The organism is Lactiplantibacillus nangangensis, assembly GCF_005405065.1.
In the GTDB taxonomy this organism is placed as follows: Bacteria; Bacillota; Bacilli; order Lactobacillales; family Lactobacillaceae; genus Lactiplantibacillus; species Lactiplantibacillus nangangensis.
Genome location: NZ_BJDI01000010.1, coordinates 92,832 through 116,689 on the forward strand (window position 1 = coordinate 92,832; position 23,858 = coordinate 116,689).

Annotated in this window: 24 protein-coding genes and 1 riboswitch; all 24 genes read left to right on the forward strand. The window is 45.2% G+C overall.

Annotated elements, in window-relative coordinates:
* Window positions 1–51 precede the first annotated feature (51 nt).
* The 24 genes from pyk (at window position 52) to FFM70_RS09710 (ending at window position 23,830) form a co-directional block, all read left to right on the forward strand.
* Window positions 52–1,812 (forward strand): pyruvate kinase, encoded by a 1,761-nt coding sequence (gene pyk, locus FFM70_RS09590; RefSeq protein WP_137616634.1) that lies wholly within the window; start codon window positions 52–54, stop codon window positions 1,810–1,812.
* A 166-nt stretch (window positions 1,813–1,978) separates the two neighbouring features.
* Window positions 1,979–2,437 (forward strand): DUF441 domain-containing protein, encoded by a 459-nt coding sequence (locus tag FFM70_RS09595; RefSeq protein ID WP_137616635.1) that lies wholly within the window; start codon window positions 1,979–1,981, stop codon window positions 2,435–2,437.
* Window positions 2,438–2,453: 16 nt separating this feature from the next.
* Window positions 2,454–3,344, forward strand: a complete 891-nt coding sequence (locus FFM70_RS09600; protein ID WP_137616636.1) for a CvfB family protein — start codon at window positions 2,454–2,456, stop codon at window positions 3,342–3,344.
* A 7-nt stretch (window positions 3,345–3,351) separates the two neighbouring features.
* Window positions 3,352–4,242 carry a site-specific tyrosine recombinase XerD gene (gene xerD / locus FFM70_RS09605; protein WP_137616680.1) on the forward strand — a complete coding sequence of 297 codons (891 nt, stop codon included), beginning with the start codon at window positions 3,352–3,354 and terminating at the stop codon, window positions 4,240–4,242.
* Between the two features lie 17 nt (window positions 4,243–4,259).
* Window positions 4,260–4,619: an N-acetyltransferase gene (locus FFM70_RS09610; RefSeq protein WP_137616637.1), complete on the forward strand. Its 360-nt coding sequence runs from the start codon at window positions 4,260–4,262 to the stop codon at window positions 4,617–4,619.
* Window positions 4,609–5,373, forward strand: a complete 765-nt coding sequence (locus FFM70_RS09615) for a segregation and condensation protein A (protein WP_379856207.1) — start codon at window positions 4,609–4,611, stop codon at window positions 5,371–5,373. Before FFM70_RS09610 ends, FFM70_RS09615 begins: the two co-directional genes overlap by 11 nt.
* Entirely contained in the window at window positions 5,360–5,968 is a 609-nt protein-coding gene (scpB, locus tag FFM70_RS09620; protein WP_137616638.1) for an SMC-Scp complex subunit ScpB, read from the forward strand. The genes FFM70_RS09615 and scpB overlap by 14 nt, the downstream gene beginning before the upstream one ends.
* Window positions 5,968–6,684 (forward strand): pseudouridine synthase, encoded by a 717-nt coding sequence (locus FFM70_RS09625; RefSeq protein WP_137616639.1) that lies wholly within the window; start codon window positions 5,968–5,970, stop codon window positions 6,682–6,684. Before scpB ends, FFM70_RS09625 begins: the two co-directional genes overlap by 1 nt.
* A gap of 57 nt (window positions 6,685–6,741) precedes the next feature.
* Window positions 6,742–6,864, forward strand: a riboswitch (FMN riboswitch).
* Between the two features lie 121 nt (window positions 6,865–6,985).
* Window positions 6,986–7,570: an ECF transporter S component gene (locus FFM70_RS09630; protein ID WP_137616640.1), complete on the forward strand. Its 585-nt coding sequence runs from the start codon at window positions 6,986–6,988 to the stop codon at window positions 7,568–7,570.
* Window positions 7,571–7,764: 194 nt separating this feature from the next.
* Window positions 7,765–8,805: a YpbB family protein gene (locus tag FFM70_RS09635; RefSeq protein ID WP_137616641.1), complete on the forward strand. Its 1,041-nt coding sequence runs from the start codon at window positions 7,765–7,767 to the stop codon at window positions 8,803–8,805.
* Window positions 8,795–10,234 (forward strand): RecQ family ATP-dependent DNA helicase, encoded by a 1,440-nt coding sequence (locus tag FFM70_RS09640; RefSeq protein WP_137616642.1) that lies wholly within the window; start codon window positions 8,795–8,797, stop codon window positions 10,232–10,234. Before FFM70_RS09635 ends, FFM70_RS09640 begins: the two co-directional genes overlap by 11 nt.
* Before the next feature lie 61 nt (window positions 10,235–10,295).
* Window positions 10,296–10,922 carry a LysM peptidoglycan-binding domain-containing protein gene (locus FFM70_RS09645; RefSeq protein WP_137616643.1) on the forward strand — a complete coding sequence of 209 codons (627 nt, stop codon included), beginning with the start codon at window positions 10,296–10,298 and terminating at the stop codon, window positions 10,920–10,922.
* Between the two features lie 36 nt (window positions 10,923–10,958).
* Window positions 10,959–11,642, forward strand: a complete 684-nt coding sequence (cmk, locus tag FFM70_RS09650) for a (d)CMP kinase (protein WP_137616644.1) — start codon at window positions 10,959–10,961, stop codon at window positions 11,640–11,642.
* Between the two features lie 88 nt (window positions 11,643–11,730).
* Window positions 11,731–13,041, forward strand: a complete 1,311-nt coding sequence (rpsA, locus tag FFM70_RS09655; RefSeq protein WP_137616645.1) for a 30S ribosomal protein S1 — start codon at window positions 11,731–11,733, stop codon at window positions 13,039–13,041.
* An 81-nt stretch (window positions 13,042–13,122) separates the two neighbouring features.
* A complete protein-coding gene (gene der / locus FFM70_RS09660; RefSeq protein ID WP_137616646.1) occupies window positions 13,123–14,433 on the forward strand; it encodes a ribosome biogenesis GTPase Der in 1,311 nt (436 codons plus the stop codon).
* A 246-nt stretch (window positions 14,434–14,679) separates the two neighbouring features.
* Window positions 14,680–14,955: an HU family DNA-binding protein gene (locus FFM70_RS09670; protein ID WP_003640587.1), complete on the forward strand. Its 276-nt coding sequence runs from the start codon at window positions 14,680–14,682 to the stop codon at window positions 14,953–14,955.
* A 119-nt stretch (window positions 14,956–15,074) separates the two neighbouring features.
* Entirely contained in the window at window positions 15,075–16,343 is a 1,269-nt protein-coding gene (locus FFM70_RS09675) for a tetratricopeptide repeat protein (protein ID WP_137616647.1), read from the forward strand.
* A 66-nt stretch (window positions 16,344–16,409) separates the two neighbouring features.
* Complete coding sequence (locus FFM70_RS09680; protein WP_137616648.1) at window positions 16,410–17,207, forward strand: Cof-type HAD-IIB family hydrolase; 798 nt, start codon at window positions 16,410–16,412, stop codon at window positions 17,205–17,207.
* Between the two features lie 205 nt (window positions 17,208–17,412).
* Window positions 17,413–18,198, forward strand: coding sequence for a 4-hydroxy-tetrahydrodipicolinate reductase (gene dapB, locus FFM70_RS09685; RefSeq protein WP_137616649.1), 786 nt, complete (start codon window positions 17,413–17,415; stop codon window positions 18,196–18,198).
* Window positions 18,195–19,418 carry a CCA tRNA nucleotidyltransferase gene (locus tag FFM70_RS09690; protein WP_137616650.1) on the forward strand — a complete coding sequence of 408 codons (1,224 nt, stop codon included), beginning with the start codon at window positions 18,195–18,197 and terminating at the stop codon, window positions 19,416–19,418. Before dapB ends, FFM70_RS09690 begins: the two co-directional genes overlap by 4 nt.
* A 60-nt stretch (window positions 19,419–19,478) precedes the next feature.
* Complete coding sequence (locus FFM70_RS09695; protein ID WP_137616651.1) at window positions 19,479–19,931, forward strand: hypothetical protein; 453 nt, start codon at window positions 19,479–19,481, stop codon at window positions 19,929–19,931.
* 527 nt (window positions 19,932–20,458) lie between these two features.
* Window positions 20,459–22,363, forward strand: coding sequence for an ABC-F family ATP-binding cassette domain-containing protein (locus FFM70_RS09700; protein WP_137616652.1), 1,905 nt, complete (start codon window positions 20,459–20,461; stop codon window positions 22,361–22,363).
* Window positions 22,364–22,381: 18 nt separating this feature from the next.
* Window positions 22,382–23,332 (forward strand): thymidylate synthase, encoded by a 951-nt coding sequence (locus tag FFM70_RS09705; protein WP_137616653.1) that lies wholly within the window; start codon window positions 22,382–22,384, stop codon window positions 23,330–23,332.
* 9 nt (window positions 23,333–23,341) lie between these two features.
* Window positions 23,342–23,830, forward strand: a complete 489-nt coding sequence (locus FFM70_RS09710) for a dihydrofolate reductase (RefSeq protein ID WP_137616654.1) — start codon at window positions 23,342–23,344, stop codon at window positions 23,828–23,830.
* Window positions 23,831–23,858: the final 28 nt, after the last annotated feature.

The window sequence follows — 23,858 nt, forward strand, 5'->3', positions numbered from 1 at the left end:
AAATGACGTAAATGTCTTTTTATAAAAACTTTCAAGGGAGAGATTTTTCTTATGAAGAAAACCAAGATTGTTTCAACACTTGGTCCTGCCAGCACCGATACTGACACTATTGTTAAATTGATCGAAGCCGGCGCAAATATTTTCCGCTTTAACTTCTCGCATGGTGACCATGCCGAACATTTGGATCGTTTAAACAAGGTTCATGAAGCAGAAAAGATTACGGGTAAGACCGTTGGTATCATGCTTGATACTAAGGGTGCTGAAATTCGGACGACCGTTCAAAAAGACGGTAAGTCTGAATACAAGATCGGTGATAAGGTACGTATTACCATGGACGATTCACTCGAATCAACCAAGGATAAAATTGCCGTTACCTATGATGGCTTATATGACGATGTTCATGTAGGCGGTCATGTCCTCTTCGATGATGGTTTATTAGACATGAAGATCGACGAAAAAGACGAAGCTAACCGCGAATTGGTTACCACTGTCCAAAACGCCGGTGTCTTAGGCTCACGTAAAGGTACTAACGCTCCTGGTGTTTCTATCAACTTACCTGGGATTACTGAAAAAGACTCAGACGATATTCGTTTTGGCTTGGATCATGAAATCAACTACATTGCTGCTTCTTTTGTTCGTAAGCCACAAGATGTCTTAGACATCCGTGAATTACTTGAAGAAAAGCATATGGAACACGTTCAAATCTTCCCTAAGATCGAATCACAAGAAGGTATCGACAACGTCGATGAAATTCTTAAGGTTTGTGATGGTTTGATGGTTGCTCGTGGTGACATGGGTGTTGAAATTCCAGCTGAAAATGTGCCTTTGGTACAAAAGAGCTTGATCAAGAAATGTAATGCTTTGGGCATGCCAGTTATTACTGCTACTCAAATGCTTGATTCAATGCAAGAAAACCCACGTCCTACTCGTGCCGAAGCATCTGACGTTGCCAACGCTGTCTTTGACGGTACTGATGCAACCATGCTTTCTGGTGAAAGTGCTAATGGGCTTTACCCTGTTGAATCAGTTGCGATGATGGCTAAGATCGACCAAAAGGCCGAAAACACTTTAGCTGAAAATGGCAACTTACAATTGAACCGTTTCGACAAGACTAGTGTTACTGAAACAATCGGTATCGCTATTGCTCGTGCTGCTAAGAACCTTGGTATCAAGACCATCGTTGCTGCGACTGAATCTGGCTACACTGCTAAGATGATTTCGAAGTACCGTCCAGATGCTGATATCTTAGCTATCACTTTTGACGAACGGACTCAACGTGGCTTAATGGTTAACTGGGGTGTTCAACCAATTATTGCTGACAAACCAGAAACCACTGATGACATGTTTGATTTAGCTGCTTCAAAGGCCGTTGAACTTGGTTTTGCCAAGGAAGGCGACTTAATCTTGATCACTGCTGGTGTGCCAGTTGGCGAACGCGGTACGACTAACATCATGAAGATCCAATTAATTGGTTCTCGTTTAGCCGATGGTCAAGGTGTCGGTGACGAAACTGTTATCGGTAAAGCAGTTATCGCAACTTCTGCACAAGAAGCAATCGACAAGGCCGTTGAAGGTGGCGTCTTAGTTACTAAGACCACTGACAAAGACTACTTGCCAGCAATCGAAAAGTCTAGCGCTTTGGTTGTTGAAAATGGCGGTTTAACTTCACATGCTGCTGTTGTTGGTATCTCAATGGGTATTCCTGTCATCGTTGGTGTTAAGGATGCTACTACGGTAATCTCTGATGGTCAATTGATCACCGTTGATTCACGTCGTGGGATCGTTTACCGCGGTGCTTCAAACGCCTTATAAAATTCACTTAAACCTGAATTTGAAAAGTCGTCGCTTAGCGGCGGCTTTTTTAATACATAAGATTGCCTGGCCGGGGCACGCTACCAAGCGATAACCGGATAAATTGCGACCATTCCTCGCTATCTGCGGCGATTTCGGTTACAATTAATAACACGTGAGGTGTCGTATGGAAAGCTGGCTATTTTTAGGGGCGATTTTGCTGATTGCCTGGCTGGGTAAAAATCAATCATTACAAATCGCCACATTGGTGGTATTGGTGATTAAGTTGATTCCCAACACAAGTAAATTATTGACAACGATTGGCCAAAAAGGCATCAATTGGGGTGTGACGGTGATCACCGTAGCGATTCTGATCCCCATTGCGACCGGCCAAATTGGCTTTCGTGATTTGTGGCACGCCTTCAGGTCACCAGTGGGTTGGATTGCTGTGGCTTGTGGAGTATTGGTCTCAGTCTTGTCATTTCATGGAGTCGGGTTACTGAATGCCTCACCCGAAATTACGGTGGCGCTCGTTTTCGGGACCATCATGGGTGTCGTCTTATTACGCGGCATCGCTGCTGGACCGATTATTGCGGCCGGCATTACTTATTGCATTATTCAAGTCTTACATTTAAGTTTGCAATAATTTGAAGGAGCTTATTATGGAAAATAGTATTATGGGAACGGTCGTCACTGCCAAAGTGACGGATGAAAATGATGACGCCTATTTTGTTCAAGTGAATGGGCAAACACTCTGGGTCGATAAACAGGAACCAGAAAAACCATTGCATATCGGTGGCCAGTATGAAGGGTTTGTTTATGAGAATGAAAACCATCAAGCTCAGATGACACGCCACATTCCAGAAATTTCATTTGAAAATTATGTTTGGGGAACGGTCGTACGGACCCGGCATGATTTAGGTGTGTTTGTGGACGTGGGCTTGCCAAACAAAGACTTAGTCGTTTCATTGGATGAATTGCCAACTTTGAGTCGCTTATGGCCTAAAAAAGATGATCGCTTATTAGTGAAATTAGCACGTGACAATAAGGAACGGCTCTGGGGGACGTTAGCGGATCAAACCGTCTTTACTGACATGGCAACGCCTTATGATCGTGACCAAGTTAAGAATGCTGATACGCAAGTCACTGTTTTTCGCTTGAAAATGGCAGGGACGTCTGTGATTACCGATGATGGTCATTTAGGTTTCGTGCATCCTTCTGAACGTGACCAAGAACCACGTTTGGGTCAACATATGAAGGCCCGGGTGATCGGTCACTTGCGCGATGGTGAATTGAACCTTTCCTTGAAGCCACGGGGCTATGAAGAAATCGGGGATGATGCGCAAATGTTGTTGGCAGCTTTACAACATCAAGCTGACCATACGTTACCATTCTGGGATAAGAGTGATCCAGAAGATATTCGGACGTACTTTAACATCAGTAAAGGCCAGTTTAAGCGTGCCGTCGGTAATTTATTGAAGCAACGGTTGATCACGCAGCAACCGGGTGAAATTAAATTAACTGAGGTCAATGATGACGAAACCGACGATTAATCAAACGATGCAGGACCAGCTTGCTGATTACCTGCATTTTTTGCGTGTTGAGCGGGGACTCGTGACCAATAGTATTAAAAGCTATCAGCAAGATCTGACTGAATTTGCCACTTATTTGATGACCCAGAAACTGACGTCTTTTAAGTTAGTAGATCGCTACGTGGTGCTAAACTATTTGCAAGTCTTAGATGAACAAGGCAAAGCGCGGAATACGATTATTCACGCCGTTTCCAGTTTGCGAAAGTTTTTTCAATATTTAGCGCAGATGCAAGCTATTGACAGTGATCCGATGCTGAAAATCGATACACCTAAGCGCGCGCAACATTTACCCCAAGTCTTGTCGGCGCATGAAGTCGAACGGCTCTTAGCGGTTCCTAAGCTCGACACGACCTTGGGACTTCGTGACCGTGCGTTACTCGAAGTCATGTATGCCACGGGGTTACGGGTCAGTGAAACGATCAACGTGAAGTTAGACGATCTACATTTAGATCTAGGCTTAATTCAAACGATTGGTAAAGGCGATAAGGAGCGAATTATCCCGATTGGCGATGTCGCGATTGATTTCGTCGAGCAGTATTTAAAAACTGCTCGACCAAAATTAGTGTCACCAAAGCGGCGTAACACCTATTTATTTTTAAACAATCATGGTGGTCAGTTGACGCGTCAAGGCGTCTGGAAAAATTTGAAGGCCCAAGTAAAAGCGGCGGGTATTGAAAAAGATGTGACCCCGCATACGTTACGACATTCATTTGCGACCCATATTTTAGAAAATGGGGCCGATCTGCGGGTCGTCCAAGAATTACTGGGTCATGCAGATATTTCAACAACCCAAATTTATACGCATATTACAAAGAAACGGCTAGCGGAGGTTTATAATAAGTATCATCCGCGCGCCTAGGTAAGGGGGGCCCACGCATGCTAGTAAAATATCGCAAGGATTATGAGAAAGTTGCCATGGGCTTACTCTCTTTCATTCCGGATTTTAAGGAAATTGCCCATCTACAAACTGAAATGCAATGGTATCAGGCCACAAACAACCATCAACTTTTGTTGTGGCGGCAAGCTGATGGGGACTTCTGTGGCATCATTGGGATTGAGATTGGTTCGGACTTTATTTTGGTGCATCATGCCTCATTGTCACCGGAAGAACGCAATTCACAAAATCAGCAACAAATGCTGGACGAACTCGCTGCCCTATATCCAAAGCAACGGGTCATGGGAACGTTAGAAATGGCGTCAGTGATTGGCGAATGGGAGCGTAATCGTGATAAATAATGAACAGCCAATTACCATTAAAATTTCAGAATTTGAAGGACCTTTAGACTTATTGTTGCATCTGATCCGCCAAAATAAAATGGATATTTACGACATTCCAATTGCGGCGATCACGAAGCAGTATCTCGACTATTTACATTCTATGAAAGCCTTGCAGTTAGACATCGCTGGCGATTATTTAGTGATGGCGGCGACGTTAATGACGATCAAAAGCCGGTATTTATTGCCGCAAGCACCAGCTGAACCTGATGAGGATGAGGCGGGTGACGAAGATCCACGAGATTCTTTAGTTGCTGAACTGTTAGCCTATAAGGTTTATCAGGAAGCTGCTGGTGAATTACGAGTTAAGGAACAAGCTCGCCGACAACATTTCACCCGTGAAGCGACATTGATGCCAACGGACTTGCCAACCCCACAATTAACCGCCGGGATTACGGTGGCCGATTTGCAAGCAGCGTTTCGACAATTGGTGGCAAAACGGCGGCTGGCGCGACCGTTGACTAAGACCGTTACTGCCGATCCAGTCACGATTGAGACGCGGATGCAACAAGTTCGGGCGCGACTCGTGGCGCAACCTCAAGGGGTCGATTTTGCGACCCTATTTACGCCGAGTGCCAGTGATGATATGCTAGTGACAACTTTTATGGCCGTGTTGGAACTAACCAAACAAGCGCAAGTCACTTTGGCGCAGACCACACAACTCGGCCCAATTCATTTATATTTACGACAGGATGAACAGCATGACGAACATTGAACAGATTGAAGGATTACTTTTTGTGGCTGGTGATGAAGGCATCAGTGTGGCCGAGATTGAACATGCCACGGGTTTTGCCAAGCCAGCCATCAATACGATGCTCACGACTTTAGCGACCCACTACGCTGATGATGACGACTGTGCGCTGATGATCTTATCGACAGCCAATACGTATCGGTTAGCGACTAAAGCGACGATTGCGCCAGTTTTAAAGCGTTATTTTGAAGCACCATTGTCCACGAGTCTTTCACAAGCGTCGTTAGAGGTACTGGCCATTATTGCGTATCGCCAACCGCTAACGCGAATTGAAATCGATGAGATTCGTGGCGTTCAAAGTGGTTCGACGATTCAAAAGCTAGTTTTACGTCAATTAGTGACGGAAACGGGACGATTAAGTGAACCTGGTCGCCCAATTTTATATGGGACCACTGATTTATTTTTAGATTACTTTGGCCTTAAAACATTGGATGACTTGCCAGCCATCGATTTAGACGCTTTGACTGACAGTGAGCATCCGGCACCAGAAGCCGATCTTTTTATGACGGCATTTCAAGATAAACTCAACGGACAACATCCAGATAGTGAGGAAAATTAATGGCAGAACGATTACAAAAAGTGATGGCCGAAGCCGGCGTGGCGTCGCGGCGCAAGTCAGAAGTGTTGATCACTTCAGGGCACGTCCGGGTCAACGGTAAAACGGTGACAGAATTAGGAGTCAAAGTCGACCCTCATGACCAAATCGAAGTCGATGGGACGCCCATCTTGGCCGAAAAATTGGTGTATTATCTCTTTTATAAACCACGTGGTGTGGTGACAACTGTGCATGATGAACGTGGCCGTAAAACCGTCATGGACTACTTTAAAGATGTGCCCGAACGGATCTATCCGGTCGGTCGTTTAGACTATGATACTTCGGGCTTATTAATTATGACGAACGATGGCGCCTTGGCTAACCGGCTGACGCATCCGAAGTATGAAGTGAAAAAGACGTACTTAGCTAAAGTGGAAGGCGTCCCAACGAATGCGGATCTGAAACAATTACGATTAGGTGTTGAAATCGATGGTCGTAAGACGGCGCCGGCTAAGTCGAACTTGTTAGATAGTGATCATAAGAAGCAAAACGCCTTGGTCCAACTGACGATCCATGAAGGCCATAACCATCAAGTCAAGAAAATGATGGCGGCAATTGGGCATCCCGTGACGAAGCTGAAACGGGAACGTTACGGGATTCTTGATTTACAAAGTTTACAGGCCGGTGAATACCGAAAACTAAAGCCGATTGAAATTAGCAAGTTAAAAGGTGAACGATAGCGCTTGCATTTGTAGGTTGAAGTGTGTAAACTAGAGTTGTTAAAAAATAAATACTTGGTTCATCTTCAGGGCAGGGTGTGATTCCCGACCGGCGGTTAAAGCCCGCGACCTATGTGCAAGCATAGTGATTTGGTGTAATTCCAAAGTCGACAGTTAAAGTCTGGTATAAAGAAGATCGAGCTTATTTGGCATAAATTCGCAAATAAACCCGCCCTGATGACAGTTCTTTTGTTGTCGGGCGTTTTTTTGTGGTGAATGACCAAAGCGGTTCAGTTGAAGATGACCCATAGGAGGGTGCGTTATGCAACAAACAACGTTACGCCGACTAGTGGGCATTGCCTTGCTCGGCGCGTGTGCTTATATTCTCATGCTACTGGAGTTTCCCATTATTCCAATTGCAGCTTGGATGAAGATTGACTTCTCAGATATTCCAATTTTAATTGGGCTGTTCCTTTACGGAATGGGTGGGGCGTTTGCCATTACCTTGGTTAAATTATTTCTGCATTCAGCCACAATGGGGTTTGCTTTACCAGATTTAATTGGGTCATTGGCCAGCTTCTTAGGGTCGGCTGTTTTGATTTTGGCGTTTGCCTTAGTGCTACGCTATTATCGTGGTAACGAAAAATGGCGGATGCCGCTAGCGATTGGGCTGGCAACGATTGGCTTAGTCGTAATCGAATCGTTGGCAAACTTAACTTTTGTCCTGCCGTTTTACATGCAGGTCATGGGGATGAAGCTCAGCGTGTCGTTGAACACGTTAGTCTTGATTGCAGTCGTCCCGTTTAATCTGATCAAAGGGTTATTAGTGGGCGGCGTCTTCTGGCTGGTTTACCATCGCTTAGCTAAATGGCTAGGCAGTCGGAATCAATTGACTAGTCGCGTCTAATTAAAACAATTTATGGAGCATTGTCGCAGCCTGATTGGTTGAGATGATGCTTTTTTTGGTTGGTCAGGTTGCCGGTTACATGCTATGCTTAATATCAAATATCCTAATTGAGGCAGTCTCGAATGATGGTTCTTTTTTAGACGTCGAAGTTTAAGACATTACTAAACTTATGTTGTTGAAAGCAGGTGCTAGTGTTGTTTGCCGATTATCTTTTATTACTATTCACGACAGCTCCTCGTCGTCCTAAGGCCTTATTTAATGTTTTACGGGGTAAGCGGACGGTCTCAACCTTGTTTGCGGGATTGACTACTGGCACCCTGGCTTATTTGGATAGTTGGCATGGGGTGCCACTAACGACGTTTGAAGCCGCGACGCAGCAATTACAATCGGCGGGATGGCTAGAAGCGACGCAACCCGGTTATTTACGGGTAACTGCAGCGGGGGTCACCGAGCAAAACCGTTTGCGAAAGGGCTTATATTTACCAACGGCTTTTGAACAGTTTCAGCAGGCCGATGTTCGGCAATTCACTGCCATCAGTCAGTTGGCCTTACAAGTCGTTTCTGAGGCTGTTCATCAGGAACGTCGTTATTACCCGCTCACGACTGACCAACATATTCAGTGGCAAGTTAAGAACTGGTTTCGTCAATGGCAAGGGCCAACTTTAGGCCAACAGATCTATGATGAACTGACTGCTTTTTTGCAAACACTATCGGATGAAGCGGCGGCCGTTTTTGCTCAGAGCCTCACGGGATTTGGCCTACCAGGATTAACAGATCAACAGTTAGCGACACAGCTTGACCGGTCGCCCGTGACGATTTTAGTGATGCGTAAAGATTTGAGTTGTCACTGGATTGCTTGGCTCAAACAGCAACCAACGGCGACCCCGTTATCGGCTTTATTACAGCCGTTTTTGAAAGCTAATCCGGTCAGCAGCAGTGCTTGGCAAACGTTTCAAGATTATTTGACCGGGCAGTCATTGACTGAAATTGCGCAACGGCGGCGACTTAAACTCAGTACTGTCCGGGAGCATTTGTTAGAGACCTCGATTTTATGGCCAGACTTTCCAGCGGCACAATTGCTAACGCCAACTCGGATTGCGCAACTATCAACGATTTTTGCCGACAATCCAGTAATTGAGACCTGGCAATTTAAAACTGTCCAAGCCGAGCTTCCGACCATGGACTTCTTTTGGTTTCGACTCTATCAGATTATGAGGTGTCATGATGCAGCGTGAAGCCCTTTATCAACTTTTAAAAACGAAATATGGTTTTGACGCCTTTCGTCCCGGTCAATATGAAGTGATTACTGACTTATTGGCTGGACAAGATGTCTTAGCTGTTTTGCCGACTGGAACGGGAAAATCGTTGATCTATCAGCTGGTTGGGACAGTTGTGCCCGGATTAGTGGTCGTCGTATCACCATTAATTTCATTGATGCAAGATCAAGTGGCTCGCTTGAATTATCAAGGCGAAAAACAGGTCGCGGCATTAACCTCACAACTGGATTTTGGCGCGAAACAATCAGTCCTGAACCACTTAAAGACCCTTAAATTTTTATTTGTTTCACCAGAGATGTTGAAGCAACCGCCAGTTCTGACGGCACTAAAACTGGTCACACTCAGTTTGCTAGTGATTGATGAAGCTCATTGTATCTCGACTTGGGGCCCAGACTTTCGCCCTGATTACTTATCATTAGGGGCGTTGAAGCAAACTTTAGGCAATCCGCGCACGTTGATGTTGACAGCGACTGCGACACCTAAAGTTCGCGAAGATATTTTAGCGCAGCTGCAAGTACCAATGGCCAAGCAAGTGATCTATTCAGTCAATCGGCCGAATATTTATTTAGCGGTCGAGCAAGTGGTCACCGAAGCGGACAAGCGGGCACGACTACAACAACTCGTGTTAACTGTGCAACGGCCCAGTATCGTCTACTTCAGTTCCAAACGGCAGACGGACTTGATTGCTGACTGGTTGCGCTCGACGACTAAGTTGCGCGTGGCAGCTTATCATGCCGGATTGTCAGCTGAAGATCGATTTAAAATTCAGCAGCAATTTATGGCGGGTGAATTGGATGTGATCTGTGCGACTTCGGCTTTCGGCATGGGGATCGATAAGGCCGACATTCGGCAAGTCATCCATTACCATCTGCCGAATAATTTGGCGGATTACGTTCAGGAAATTGGCCGGGCGGGTCGTGATGGTCAACCAGCATTGGCAGTGATGTTGTATGCGCCGGGGGATGAGCAGTTGGTTCGTAATCTAAATGAGCTAACGACAGCTAGTCCCATGGAGATTCAAGCTGACCAACAACGGTTTATGCGCCAACAAGCGCCCAACACGGACTTGAGCCAAGTTTTGCAGTACTACTGGACGCATGGCTATTCGGTGGGCCAAGTGACGACACAATTTGAGCAACGTCAACGCGCAAAAGAAATTGAATTGAGCCAGCTTTTGGCTTACATTCAAACTAAAAAGTGTCGCCGTGCTTATTTAATGACTTATTTTAGTGAGGCTGCTCCCACGCATACCGCGACTTGTTGTCAGTTAGCTGGAGAACGGCTACCGCTTGAGTCACTGGGGTTAATGGCGGGTCCGACGGAGTCAAAAACCGCTGTAACCCCATGGCAACAGATTTTAGCCCAATTGTTTTTACAAAATTCTTAAAGAAATCAGTTAGGCGTTATGTTACAATATTTGGTGAAAGTTTTTTGAGGAGGAACACCCTATGAGTCAAAAAAATGATGATAAACAATCCCAAAAAGATAAACCATGGGATAAAACTTTTGAAGACGATCGGGATGATTCAGGCAATTTATCGCGAACTCAGAAACGGAAACAGGATAGCAGTAATTCCACGTTAACCACGGTTTTAGTGGTTTTAATTTTGTTGCTCGCGTTGGCACCAATTGGGTATTTTTTGGTGAAAAAGAATTCGCTGAATAATCCGCAACAGACTGAACAAGTTGCTAGTTCCAGTTCAAAGAAAAAATCTTCGAGCACGGCAACCAAATCATCTTCAAAATCAGCTGATAAACACAGCACTTCAGTGGCTGCTGCTAAGAAGAAAGCCGCAGCTAAGAGCAGTAGCCTCGCTTTAGCAAGCTCTAAAGCGGCGGCCAAAGCTAGCAGTAAGGCTGAATCCAGTACGTCGGATTCTTCTGAATCGGCGAGTAGTGATAGTAGCAGCAGTGACTCATCTGAAGCTGGTGCAAAATACGTCACGGTAGCCGCGGGTCAAGGGGTCTATCGAGTGGCGACAAATGCCGGTATTTCAGTGGATAAACTACTGGAGTTAAATGGCTTATCATCGTCCTCGACGATTTCAGCTGGTCAACGGTTACGTATCCGTTAAAAATACGATTTTTAGAATTGTGAGGATTTAAGCTTTATGGCAGAACAAGCATTACAAGTAGCAATTGATGGACCTGCTTCGGCTGGTAAGAGTACGGTCGCTAAGTTAGTTGCCAAAAAGTTTAGCTATATTTATGTCGATACGGGTGCCATGTATCGTGCTGTGACTTATTGGGCGATGACTCATCAAGTGACGTTAACGGATGAGACTGCGGTAACCCAGTTAATGCAGACGTTGACGATTAGTTTTAAGCCTGGCGAACCGGAGCAACTCGTTTTTGCCAATGGTGAGGACATTACCGCGGCGATTCGGCAACCAGACGTGACAAACAATGTTTCGACGATTGCCGCTTTAGCGAAAGTTCGGTCGATCTTAACGGAGCAACAACGTGAGATGGCTGCCGCTGGTGGCATCGTCATGGACGGTCGTGACATCGGAACGACTGTTTTGCCAGATGCTGAAGTGAAGATTTTCTTAGTCGCTTCTGCAGCCGAACGGGCTAAACGGCGCTACACCGAAAATGTTAAGAAAGGGATCAATACGCCACTTGCCCAATTGCAAGCGGAAATTGAACTCCGTGATCATAAGGATTCAACTCGTAAAGTTTCACCACTGACTCAAGCGGCTGACGCTGTCTTGGTCGATACGACGCCAATGTCGATTGAAGAAGTGGTTGAGACCATTGCGAACATCATAAAAAAACAAAGTTCAGCAATCTAATTGCACAAGTTGGTGCTTTTAGCTAGCTTTTCATCGCGTTTTCAGCTATGATATAGGTTAGAGTTATTGTTGACAGGAGGAAATTTGCATGAGTGAAAACGAAAACAGTCAAAATGAGAAAAAAGAACTTTTAGATGCTTTAAATAGTGTCGAAGAAGTCAACGTCGGTGACGTTGTTAAGGGTGAAGTCTTAGCAATTGACGACGACAAGCAAGTTATTGTTGGGATCCAAGGTACCGGGGTTGAAGGGGTCGTTCCTTTGAAAGAACTCTCAACGCAACGGGTTGAAGATGTCAATGAAGTTGCCAAAGTTGGTGACGTTCTGGACTTGGTTGTCATTTCTCGGATTGGTACCGATAAAGAAAACGGCAGTTACTTACTGTCACATCGTCGGTTAGAAGCTCGCAAAGTTTGGGACGATGTAGAAAAAGAATACGAAGCAGGTCATACGATTAAAGCTCCTGTAACGCAAGTAGTTAAAGGCGGCTTAGTCGTTGATGCTGGCGTTCGTGGCTTCATCCCTGCCTCAATGATCGATGATCATTACGTTGAAGATTTAAGTGCTTACAAAGGCCAAGAACTTGAACTTAAGATTATTGAAATTGAACCTAGCGAAAATCGCTTGATCTTGTCACACCGTGCCGTTGTTGAAAAGGCTCGCGAAGCACAACGTGCTGAAGCCTTACAAACCTTAGAAGCTGGTTCTGTTGTCACTGGTAAAGTGGCTCGTTTGACTAACTTTGGTGCGTTTGTTGACCTTGGTGGCATTGATGGGTTGGTTCACGTTTCTGAAATTTCATACGAACGTGTTGAAAAGCCTGCTGATGTTTTGAAGGTTGGCCAAGAAGTTCAAGTTAAGATCTTATCTGTTGATACTGATCGTGAACGTGTCTCACTTTCAATCAAAGCAACCTTACCAGAACCTTGGGATGGGATTGAAGAAAAAGCGCCACAAGGTGCCGTTCTTGATGGGAAAGTTAAACGTTTGACTAGCTTTGGGGCCTTCGTTGAAGTCTTCCCTGGCGTTGAAGGTTTAGTTCACATTTCACAAATTTCACATCAACACATTGCCACTCCAAACGATGTTTTGAAGGTTGGTCAAGAAATCAAAGTTAAAGTCTTGGATGTTCGTCCAGACGAAAAGCGGTTGGCATTGTCAATTAAGGCTTTGGAAGAAAAGCCACAAGCTGTTGAAGGCGAAGAAGAAGCTCATCATAGCAACAACAGCAGTAATAACAATCGTGGCGGCAACAATAACCGTCGCAACAACCGTCGTGATAACCGTTCTGCAAGCGAACGCTCAACGGCTAACGCACCAGAAGAATCAACTGGTTTCACATTAGGTGATTTGATCGGTAACGAATTGAAGAATGCCGGCAAAGATGATGACGAAAACTAGTCATTGTTAAGTTAAAAATACCCTTCAAGCTTGCCTTGAAGGATATTTTTTTATGATTTTTAATGTAAGGGAGGAATTTAGATGCCAAAACCAGTTGTCGCCATTGTAGGGCGACCAAACGTCGGTAAATCCACGATATTTAATCGGATTGCTGGCGACCGCATTTCAATTGTTGAAGATACACCAGGGGTTACTCGGGACCGTATCTATGCCAACAGTGAATGGTTAGGTCGGCAGTTCAGTTTAATTGATACCGGTGGGATCGATATCGATGATGCACCGTTTATTAAGCAAATTACGCAACAAGCCGAAATCGCGATTGATGAAGCCGATGTGATTATTTATTTGGTCAGCGCCAAAGAAGGCGTGACCGATGCTGATGAACACGTGGCCCAAATTTTATATCGTTCTGATAAGCCCGTGGTCTTAGCAGTTAATAAAGTCGATAATCCAGAATTACGGTCAGAAGTCTATGATTTTTATTCATTAGGCTTCGGTGATCCGTTCCCAATTTCTGGGGCGCACGGTTTAGGGCTTGGGGACTTGCTCGATGCTGTGATCAAGAGCTTTCCAGACTCAACCGGTGAAGATGAACCTGGAACGATTCGCTTTAGTTTGATTGGTCGGCCCAATGTTGGTAAATCGTCGATTGTCAACGCCTTGCTTGGCGAAGACCGGGTCATCGTTTCTGACGTGGCCGGGACGACCCGGGATGCCATCGATACGAAATTTACCGATGCTGAGGGTAACCGCTTCGTCATGGTCGATACTGCGGGGATTCGTAAGAAGGGTAAAGTTTACGAAAATACAGAACGTTACTCGGTCATGCGGGCCTTAAAAGCGATTGATAATAGTGATGTAGCACTCTTTGTCATCAATGGTGAAGAAGGTATTCGTGAACAAGATAAGCGAGTCGCTGGTTACGCTCACGAAGCTGGGAAAGCGATTATTATCGTGGTAAATAAGTGGGACTTGGTCAAGAAGGATAATCATACGATGCAAGAGTTCGAAGCTTACATCCGTGATCAATTCGTCTACCTTGCCTATGCGCCAATTATCTTCGTTTCAGCGAAGACGACGCAACGCTTGGCACAATTGCCCGCGTTGATCCAAAAGGTCAATACGAACCACTCACGTCGTATCCAGTCATCCGTCTTAAATGATGTGATCATGGACGCGATCGCGATGAATCCAACGCCAAGTGATAATGGGAAACGGTTGCGAGTTTACTATGCAACGCAAGTGGCGATTCAGCCACCAACCTTTGTGGTCTTCGTCAATGACCCTGATATGATGCACTTTTCGTATGAGCGTTTCTTGGAGAATCAGATTCGGAATGCCTTCGATTTCACTGGGACACCGATCCACATGATCGAACGCCGTCGTAAGTAGCCAAAATGGCGTGAAACCGGCATTTTAGCATAAGCCCTAAAAGTTGTAAACGATTATTACTTATTTTTCGTTTTTTAGGCAAAAAGGCCAAAAAAGCTTGCTATTACAGCATTCCTATGCTATCTTTGATGAAGAAATGATGCTTGTCATCGTTTCTCTCATTTTTGGACCACTCAAAAATGATCATCTGGATGTACGTACTCAAATACATACATCTTCACTCTGTAAAGGGGAGGTGAATCAAACATGGCAAACAAAGCTGAATTAGTTAACAACGTTGCTGCTGCAACTAACTTGACTAAGAAAGATGCAACTGCTGCAGTTGATGCAGTCTTTGCATCAATCCAAGACACTCTTGCAAAGGGTGAAAAAGTTCAATTAATCGGATTTGGTAACTTCGAAGTACGTGAACGTGCCGCTCGTAAGGGCCGTAACCCACAAACTGGCGATGAAATCCAAATTCCTGCAAGCAAAGTACCTGCATTTAAGCCAGGGAAAGCTTTAAAGGATGCAGTTAAATAAGCGTCGTAAAGTTTTACTTTAGAAGTCAGTATAGCAACCGTTATACTGGCTTTTTTGTTGTCGTTTGCGTTATGATAGTAAGTCGAGTTACAAGACAAAATGGCTAAAGGATGGGTGCGATGACTTATTCAGAAAAAATGCTCGCGGCATTATCCAACGGGCAACTAGAAACTGCCAACAAGCACTATGCTTGGGCGTTACGCAAAGACGATGACGCGACATTATACAGTTTGGCAGAAGAATTATACGGGTTGGGTTTTTTGAAGCAAGCGACCCGGATCTATAAAAAATTACTAGCAAAATATCCAGATGAAGATGATTTACGGACCAGTTTGGCCGATATTGCAATCGATGAGGATGATACGGACTTAGCTTTGAGCTATTTATCGGCAGTCAAACCGGACTCTTCCGCGTACGTGCAGGCCTTATTAGTTGAAGCGGACCTCTATCAAACGCAAGAATTATTTGAAGTGAGTGAACAGAAATTAGTTGAAGCGTATCAGCTCGATCCCGATGAACCAGTGGTCGAGTTTGCGTTGGCTGAATTTTATTTCTTAATTCGAAATTATGCCAAGGCCGTGCGTTTCTACTTAGATCTGATCAAGAAAGGCCAGCTGGAAATTTCTAAGGTCAATTTGGTCGAACGTCTAGGCGTGTCCTATGCCGAGTCTGGCCACTTTGAACAAGCGGTCGGCTATTTAGAACAGATCAAGCCAGCTAAGTTAACGCCAGATAGTCAATTTGAACTTGGGTTTACTTATTTACAGTTGGACGAACCGCGAAAGGCGATTGACGTGTTTAATAAGTTACGGGAACAAGATTCGCAATATGCGACCGTCTATCCTTATTTGGCGGAAGCCCAAGAAAAACTCAATGAGTTAGATCACGCATTGATGACCTTACAAGAAGGGCTATCTGTTGATCAATACAATGAAAAGCTCTATTTGCAAACGGCGCGAATCGCTCTAAAACTAGATGATCAAGACTTAGCTGAAAAGTATTTGCGAGAAGGTTTGAGTATCGATCCCGACAACTTAACGACTGTTTTGGAACTTTCCAACTTGTTGGTCAAACAGGAACGTTATCAAGATAACATCGATCTATTAGATCAATATTTGCAGAGCAATGAATTTGATCCACAGTTCTACTGGAACTTGGCAATCTCAAATGATCGTTTAGACCATGTCAAAGCGGCCAAGGACAACTACGTGGCGGCTTATCCGTTCTTTGAGCATAACGAAGACTTCTTAAAGCCAGCGATTTACTTCTTCCGCGAAGCTGGTATGCCAGAACAAACCGTCGCGGCCTTACGGAACTATTTGGCGATCGAGCCAGATGACGGTGAGATGGTCGCCATGTTGGAAGATTTCGAAGATCAAGGCTATTAGACAATTGAAAATGCTTACAAGTTTGGTAAAATGAAACAAGAACGAGACTGAACTGGGGGCATTGGATTGAAAGTAGCATTAATTGCATCGGATTTGGACGGGACCTTCTTACGGGATGATCATCAGTTTGACCGGCCACGATTTCAAGCACAATTGGACCGACTGACGGCCAATGGACAACACTTTGCGGTTGCTAGCGGTAATCAGTTACAGCATTGTATTGACGTGTTTGACGGAATCAAAGGTGAGCTTACCTATGTAGCCGAAAATGGCGGCCTCGTCGTCGACAATCACGGCCATGTTTTGAGCGAGAGCTTATTGACGCCAGCCGTTTTACAAGCACTGCTCAACTTTGTTTGGACTGAGCCTACTTTGGCTGGTGCCAGCGCGTCATTATCTGGCAAAAATGGCGCCTATATCCGGCCACAAGATGATAGTAAGCTTATGCAGTATTATTTGAGTAATTTATCAGTTGTCGATGATTTGGCGGCGGTGGATGACCACATTTACAAGGCCACCTTTAGTTGGCAAGATCGTGATGCTGATCGGCATGCGGCCATTATCAATGACCATTTTGCTGGTCAATTACGGGCAACGGTGAGTGGTTACGGTGGTTTAGATGTGATCGCACCAAATGTTGATAAAGCGTTCGGCTTGGCATTTCTACAGCGCCATTGGAATGTCAGTGCTAGTCAGACCGCCGCATTTGGCGATAATGGCAATGATTTGGAGATGCTGCGTGAGGCAGATTACAGTTATGCCATGCGAAACGCGATTCCACGGGTCAAGGCAATGGCTAACTATGAAACTAAATTAGATAATAATCATGATGGGGTCTTAGACACGATCGATGGCTTAATTTAAATGTTAAGGCAACAATCGTTCCCACATTTGAAAAATTGGGCTGTAATTACGTTTACAAGTAATTATGGGCCATTTTTTTAGGGCTAAAAGGTTGAGGATTAACCAATGCGTGCTAATCTGTTAAACTATAATAGTAATTATTAACGCGCGATAGCCGAGCATGCTCAGCTATGATGGCGCTGGTTAAATTTGAGGAGGAAAAAATTTGGTTAAAGTAATGGTTGCCGGCTATCATGGTCGGATGGGTAGCACAGCTGCTCAAATGGTAATTGATAATGCGGATTTTGACTTAGTGGGCGTTTATGATGCGCGTGGTAAAGATACAAATTTGGGTGAAGATGATCGTTTCAAGGGTCAGGACGTGCCAGCATTTCATCAACTAGATGCCATCAAAACGACGGCTACGGTCTGGATCGACTTCACGATTCCAACGGCGGTCTACGAAAACGCAAAATTTGCGATCAATCACGGTATTTCACCAGTGATTGGGACGACCGGGATGACCGACGAACAAGTCGCTGACTTACAAAAGTTAGCTAAAGACAAGCAAGTTGGTGGTTTGATTGCGCCTAACTTTGGCATTTCAGCGGTCTTGTTGATGCAATTCGCCCAACAAGCTGCTAAATACTTCCCAGATGTTGAAATCATTGAGATGCATCATGCTGATAAGATCGATTCTCCAAGTGGGACCGCCATCAGTACGGCGAAGAAGATTGCGGAAGTTCGGGCGCCTAAAGAACAAGGCAACCCTAACGCGACTGAAACGATTCCTGGTGCCCGCGGTGCCGAATATGAAGGCATGCGGATTCATGCAGTGCGTTTGCCAGGCCTAGTGGCTCATGAAGAAGTCATGTTTGGCGGCCCTGGCGAAGGGTTGACGATTCGTCAAGATTCTTATGACCGGATTTCCTTTATGACGGGGGTCAAAGTCGCTGTTGAAAAAATCAACCAGTATCATGAACTCTTCATTGGTTTGGAGAATTTACTATGATTTTGACGCAATTACCAACCGAGTTCGAACAAGCGAAGCCAATCATTGAAACGATTGAGGCGGCTGGTTTCGAAGCTTACTTTGTTGGTGGGAGTGTCCGCGATACGATTTTAGGCAAACCGATTCACGATGTTGATATTGCGACGAGTGCCTTTCCAGCAGAGGTCAAAAGCTTATTCAAGCGGACGGTCGATACCGGGATCGAACACGGGACGGTCATGATTTTGGACCACGGCAACGGCTATGAAACCACGACGTTTCGGACGGAATCTGGCTATCAAGACTTTCGCCGGCCAGATCAAGTGACGTTTGTGCGTTCTTTGAAAGAGGACTTAAAACGGCGTGATTTCACGATCAACGCCTTAGCCATGCGGGCAAACGGTGAGGTCATTGATTTATTTGATGGCTTAGCTGATTTGGATACACGAGTGATTCGCGCGGTTGGCGTCGCTGAAGACCGTTTCCATGAAGATGCGCTGCGGATGATGCGTGCGGTTCGTTTTGCCAGCCAACTTGGTTTTACGATCGAACCCGCCACGGCACAAGCCATTGCGGATAACGCACAATTGTTAACCAAGATCGCGGTTGAACGAACCCGTGTTGAATGGGAAAAATTATTGTTGGGGCAACAACCGGTTCGTGGCTTACAAGCGTTGGTTGCCAGCGCGCTTTACCGGTATATGCCACAGATGGCGGATCAAGCGCCAATGTTGACTAAGTTAATGGCGTTGCCAACTTGGCACTTAGCTAGTGTCGAGGAAGCGTGGACGCTGCTAGTTTGGTTGATGGGTTTACCAAATGAAGCGGCAATTCGGCAACTATTGAAAGCTTGGAAAACAAGTAACGAGTTAATCGACCATGTCATGGCAGCATGGCAGGTGATGACAGCCTTGCAGCACGATTCTAAACTTGCCCCCATGACTTTATTCAAGGCGGGGGCGGCTGCGCTTAAAACGGCTAATACGGTCGCTAATCTGGTGGGCTTTGGCCAACCGCAGGCGACGATTGATGCCGCATATGAGGCGCTGCCAATCCAAGATAAACATGCGTTGGCTTTAAATGGTGGCGATTTGCTTAAACAACAAGTCGTTAAACCGGGGCCACGGATGGGCCAAGTCTTAGCCCAGTTATTAACGGCGGTGGTCAATGGAAAAGTGTCAAATGAATCGAGTGCTTTGCTTGATTTTGCGAGGATGGTAGCGGATACAGAAAACGATTGATATTTTCTGTTAATCTGTTACGATTGAGGTGAAACTAATTCTTCAATGAGGTGATCATTTATGGATAGAGCATTAGAAGCTTTAAAGTTTTATTTCCGGAATGGTGATACATGGGTCGTTAATCATAAAGATATTTCTGACTTATGGATCAGCCGGGTCACGACCAGTTATGGCCGGATCAAAGGCGGTAAGATGACGATTATTCATCCTTGCAAGTCATTCAAGGCTGAATTTGAACCCGATGCAGATGCCGTTGATCCAGACACGACTCATTTAGCATCCGTCACTAGTGGGATGTTTGAACGGGTCACACATTTCCAAGATATTGAAAAAGTTGATATTCTGTTCGGTGACGAACGGGGCAGTGAACAAGTTTACTTGCCATTCAAAGCCAAGGATGTCGATGGTTTGGATAACGTTTATCAAACCAGTTCATTATCAGCGGATGGCTTATTACATCTAGTTGTGGACGCTGAAAACACCGTTTTAGATGTGTATGGCGATCAAAAATAAGTTCTGATTTTTTTAAGGAGTTTGGGTGTAGACCTGAGCTCCTTTTTGTCACGAAAAAATTGACTGTTGCGCGGTTGTGAGTTGTGTTTTCGTTGAATTCTAGCTAAGATAGAACGTAACGATGCATTTTGGGATAGTGGTTGATTGCCGCCTACCGGTTGGGTCCTAAAACGCTGGAACGCCATGGGCCATTTTGAAGCCAAAAAGCGGTCTTCAAAACTGAAATTGGTCTAAGCCTGAGCAAAACACTCAGCCTAAGACCAATTTCATGGCTGAGCATTTTAGGACCCAACCTCTCGGCTAAATAGCGTATTTACTATTCAGTTAACACTGATCACAATGAAATTTAGTCGTTGATTGGTTGAGCTAAGCGCTCAGTTGCCAAGGTGGTCTTGTGTGCAGTCAAACGCTGAGGTTTTGATAATTGTCAACTAGTGCTAGTATTTCAGACTTCAACCGGTAGGCGGCAATAGAAACCTCATTTTCCAAGAATGCAATGATGTATAAAAAGGGTGGATCGTAAGAACATGCAAACATTAAGAGCAGAAAATCTGACCCGCACATACGGTGAGAAAACACTATTTAAGGACATTTCTTTTATTATTAACGAACATGATCGTATCGGCGTGATTGGCGTCAACGGTTCTGGTAAGACGAGCTTATTGGACGTTTTAGCTGGGGTGACGACGCCAGAAGCCGGTGAACTTGTGATGCCGAAAAATTATGAAATTGGTTATTTGAAACAACAACCAGATCTGGACGAAAATCTGACGGTGATCGATGCGGTATTAGCAGGTAGCCAACAAGTCTTTCGGACGATTCGGCACTATGAACAAGCCCTAACTGTTTATGGTGAACATCCAGAAGACCCTCAGGCGCAACAAGCCTATATGGATGCCGAAACTAAAATGAACCAAGAAGATGCTTGGACAGCTGAAAGTGACGTTAAAACGATTCTGACACAATTGCATATCACTGATCTCAGTCAAACGGTGAAAACAATGTCCGGGGGCCAACGGAAGCGGGTCGGCTTGGCACAAGTTTTAATTCAATCACCAGACCTCTTATTGTTAGATGAACCGACCAACCACTTGGATTTCGATTCAATCGAGTGGTTAGAGAGTTATTTAGCAAGTTATAAAGGTGCTTTGATGGTCGTGACCCATGATCGGTATTTCCTAGATCAAGTGGCTAATCAGATGTTTGAATTATCCTTCGGGGCTTTGTATAAATATACCGGGAATTATCAAGCATTCGTGCAAGCAAAGGCTGAACGGGTCGCCCGAGATATTACCGCTGAACATAAACAGCAGCAATTATACAAGCAGGAACTCGCTTGGATGCGCGCGGGAGCGCCTGCGCGGAGTACTAAGCAACAAGGTCGTATTAACCGCTTCAATGACTTAAAAGACAATTTAAATACGTTACAAGTGGATAGTGATGTCGACATTTCGCTTGGCCAACAGCGTCTCGGTAAAAAGGTCATTGAACTAAAAAATGCGAGTTTGACTTTTGATGATCAGACTATTTTGACGGACTTTTCAATGTTGATCCAAGCCAATGACCGCATTGGGATTACGGGAATCAACGGGGCCGGAAAGTCGAGTCTGTTAAACGTGATTGCTGGTCGCTTACCGTTGGATTCTGGGACGGTGACGATCGGTGAAACGGTTAAGATGGCCTATTACACGCAGCAAACTGAACCAATTCCAGGGGATAAGCGGATCATCACTTATTTACAAGAAGTCGGTGAAAATATTTTGAATAAACAGGGCGAGCGGGTCTCAGTGACGGAATTATTGGAAGAGTTCCTGTTTCCACGGTCCATGCATGGCACGTTGATCCGCAAGCTCTCTGGTGGTGAAAAACGGCGGCTATATTTGTTGAAATTATTAATGCAACAGCCGAATGTCTTGCTACTGGATGAACCGACCAATGATTTAGATATTGGGACGCTGACAGTCTTAGAAAACTATCTGTCTAACTTTGCGGGGACCGTTATTACGGTTTCTCATGACCGTTATTTCTTAGATAAAGTTGGGACGAAGCTGTTGATTTTTGATGGTCAAGGCCAGATTGAACGTTATGCCGGTCGGTTCTCAAGTTATTTAAAGGATCAGAAAGCGGCGGCTAAGCCGGTTGAAGCCCAAGCTAAGGTGGTCACAAAAGCCCCCGAAAAAGCCCCCGAAAAAGCGGCTGATGAACCTAAGAAGAAGGTCAAGTTGACCTATGCGGAACAACTCGAATATGGCAAAATCGAAGGGGTCATCGAAGCCCTCGACAATCATAAGAGCGAGTTGGAACAGGCCATGGCGGACAATGCGAGTGATTATGGCAAATTGGCAGATCTGCAGAAAGATTTAACTGCGACGGAAAAAGAAATTGATGACAAAATGAACCGTTGGGACTATTTAAGCCAGTATGCCGATTAACGAGAGGATGAGTGTCAAATGTTAGAAGACCCTTATTTACAATTAGCACGCGATATTTTGGATCACGGGACGTACAAGGATGACCGAACCGGGACTGGGACCTACAGTTTGTTCGGGGCCCAAATGCGTTTTAACCTAGCAGATGGGTTTCCAATTCTGACAACGAAAAAGGTGCCCTTTGGCTTGATCAAAAGTGAATTACTCTGGTTTTTACATGGGGACACCAATATTCAATTCTTATTAAAGCACCATAACCATATTTGGGATGAATGGGCCTTTAAAAATTGGGTCAACAGTCCTGAATACCATGGGCCAGATATGACTAACTTTGAGCATCGACGCTTGGACGACACAGCTTTTGCGCCAATTTACAAGGCGACGATGCAACAATTTGATGACCAGATCTTAACGGATGACACGTTTGCGGCCAAATTTGGTAATTTGGGTGATGTTTACGGTGCCCAGTGGCGACATTGGCAAACGCGGAGTGGCGAGACTATCGACCAAATCGCGAACGTGATCGAGATGATCAAAAAGACGCCTGATTCACGGCGGCTGATCGTCTCCGCATGGAATCCGGAAGATGTGCCCAGTATGGCGTTACCACCTTGTCACACCCTGTTTCAATTTTATGTGGCGGATGGCAAGCTCAGCTGTCAACTGTATCAACGGTCTGGTGATGTCTTTTTGGGCGTGCCATTCAACATTGCGAGTTATGCCTTACTCACGGCCTTGATTGCTAAAGAGACCGGCTTACAAGTGGGTGAATTTGTTCATACGTTGGGGGATGCTCATATTTATACGAATCACGTTGAACAAGTAAAGACCCAACTAGAACGGACGCCTAAAGCGGCACCAAAGTTACAGTTGAGCGGCAACCATGACAGTATTTTTGATTATGAGATGTCCGATATTAAACTCGTGGGTTATGACCCGGCACCGGCGATCAAAGCACCGGTCGCTATTTAGGAGGCAACTATGATTGCCTTAATTTGGGCTCAAGATGAAGCTGGCCTGATTGGTGCAAACGGGCAATTGCCTTGGCACCTCTCCGCTGATCTGAAACGATTCAAAGCACTCACGAGTCATCATACAGTCGTGATGGGCCGCAAAACGTTTGCCGGTTTTAAGCGGCCACTACCACAGCGGCAAAACATTGTGTTATCACATCAAGAGTTATCACTACCGGCTGGGGTACAACAATTTCACTCGCTAGCGGAACTGTGGGCATTGGCTGCCGCAAAACCAGACGAGTTGATTTTTGTCATTGGTGGGGCCGCTGTCTTTGCTGCAGTCTTACCGCGGGCGGATGTCTTGTATCGTACCTTGATCAATCATCGCTTTGAAGGCGATACGTGGATGCCGGCGATTGATTACGATCAGTGGCAACTGACCGCTGAACAAACGGTTACGGCTGATGAGCAGACGCCGTTTTCGTTTAGTTTTGCGGATTACCAACGGCGTTAAATCGAGAAGTAACAGTGAAACTAAGCGC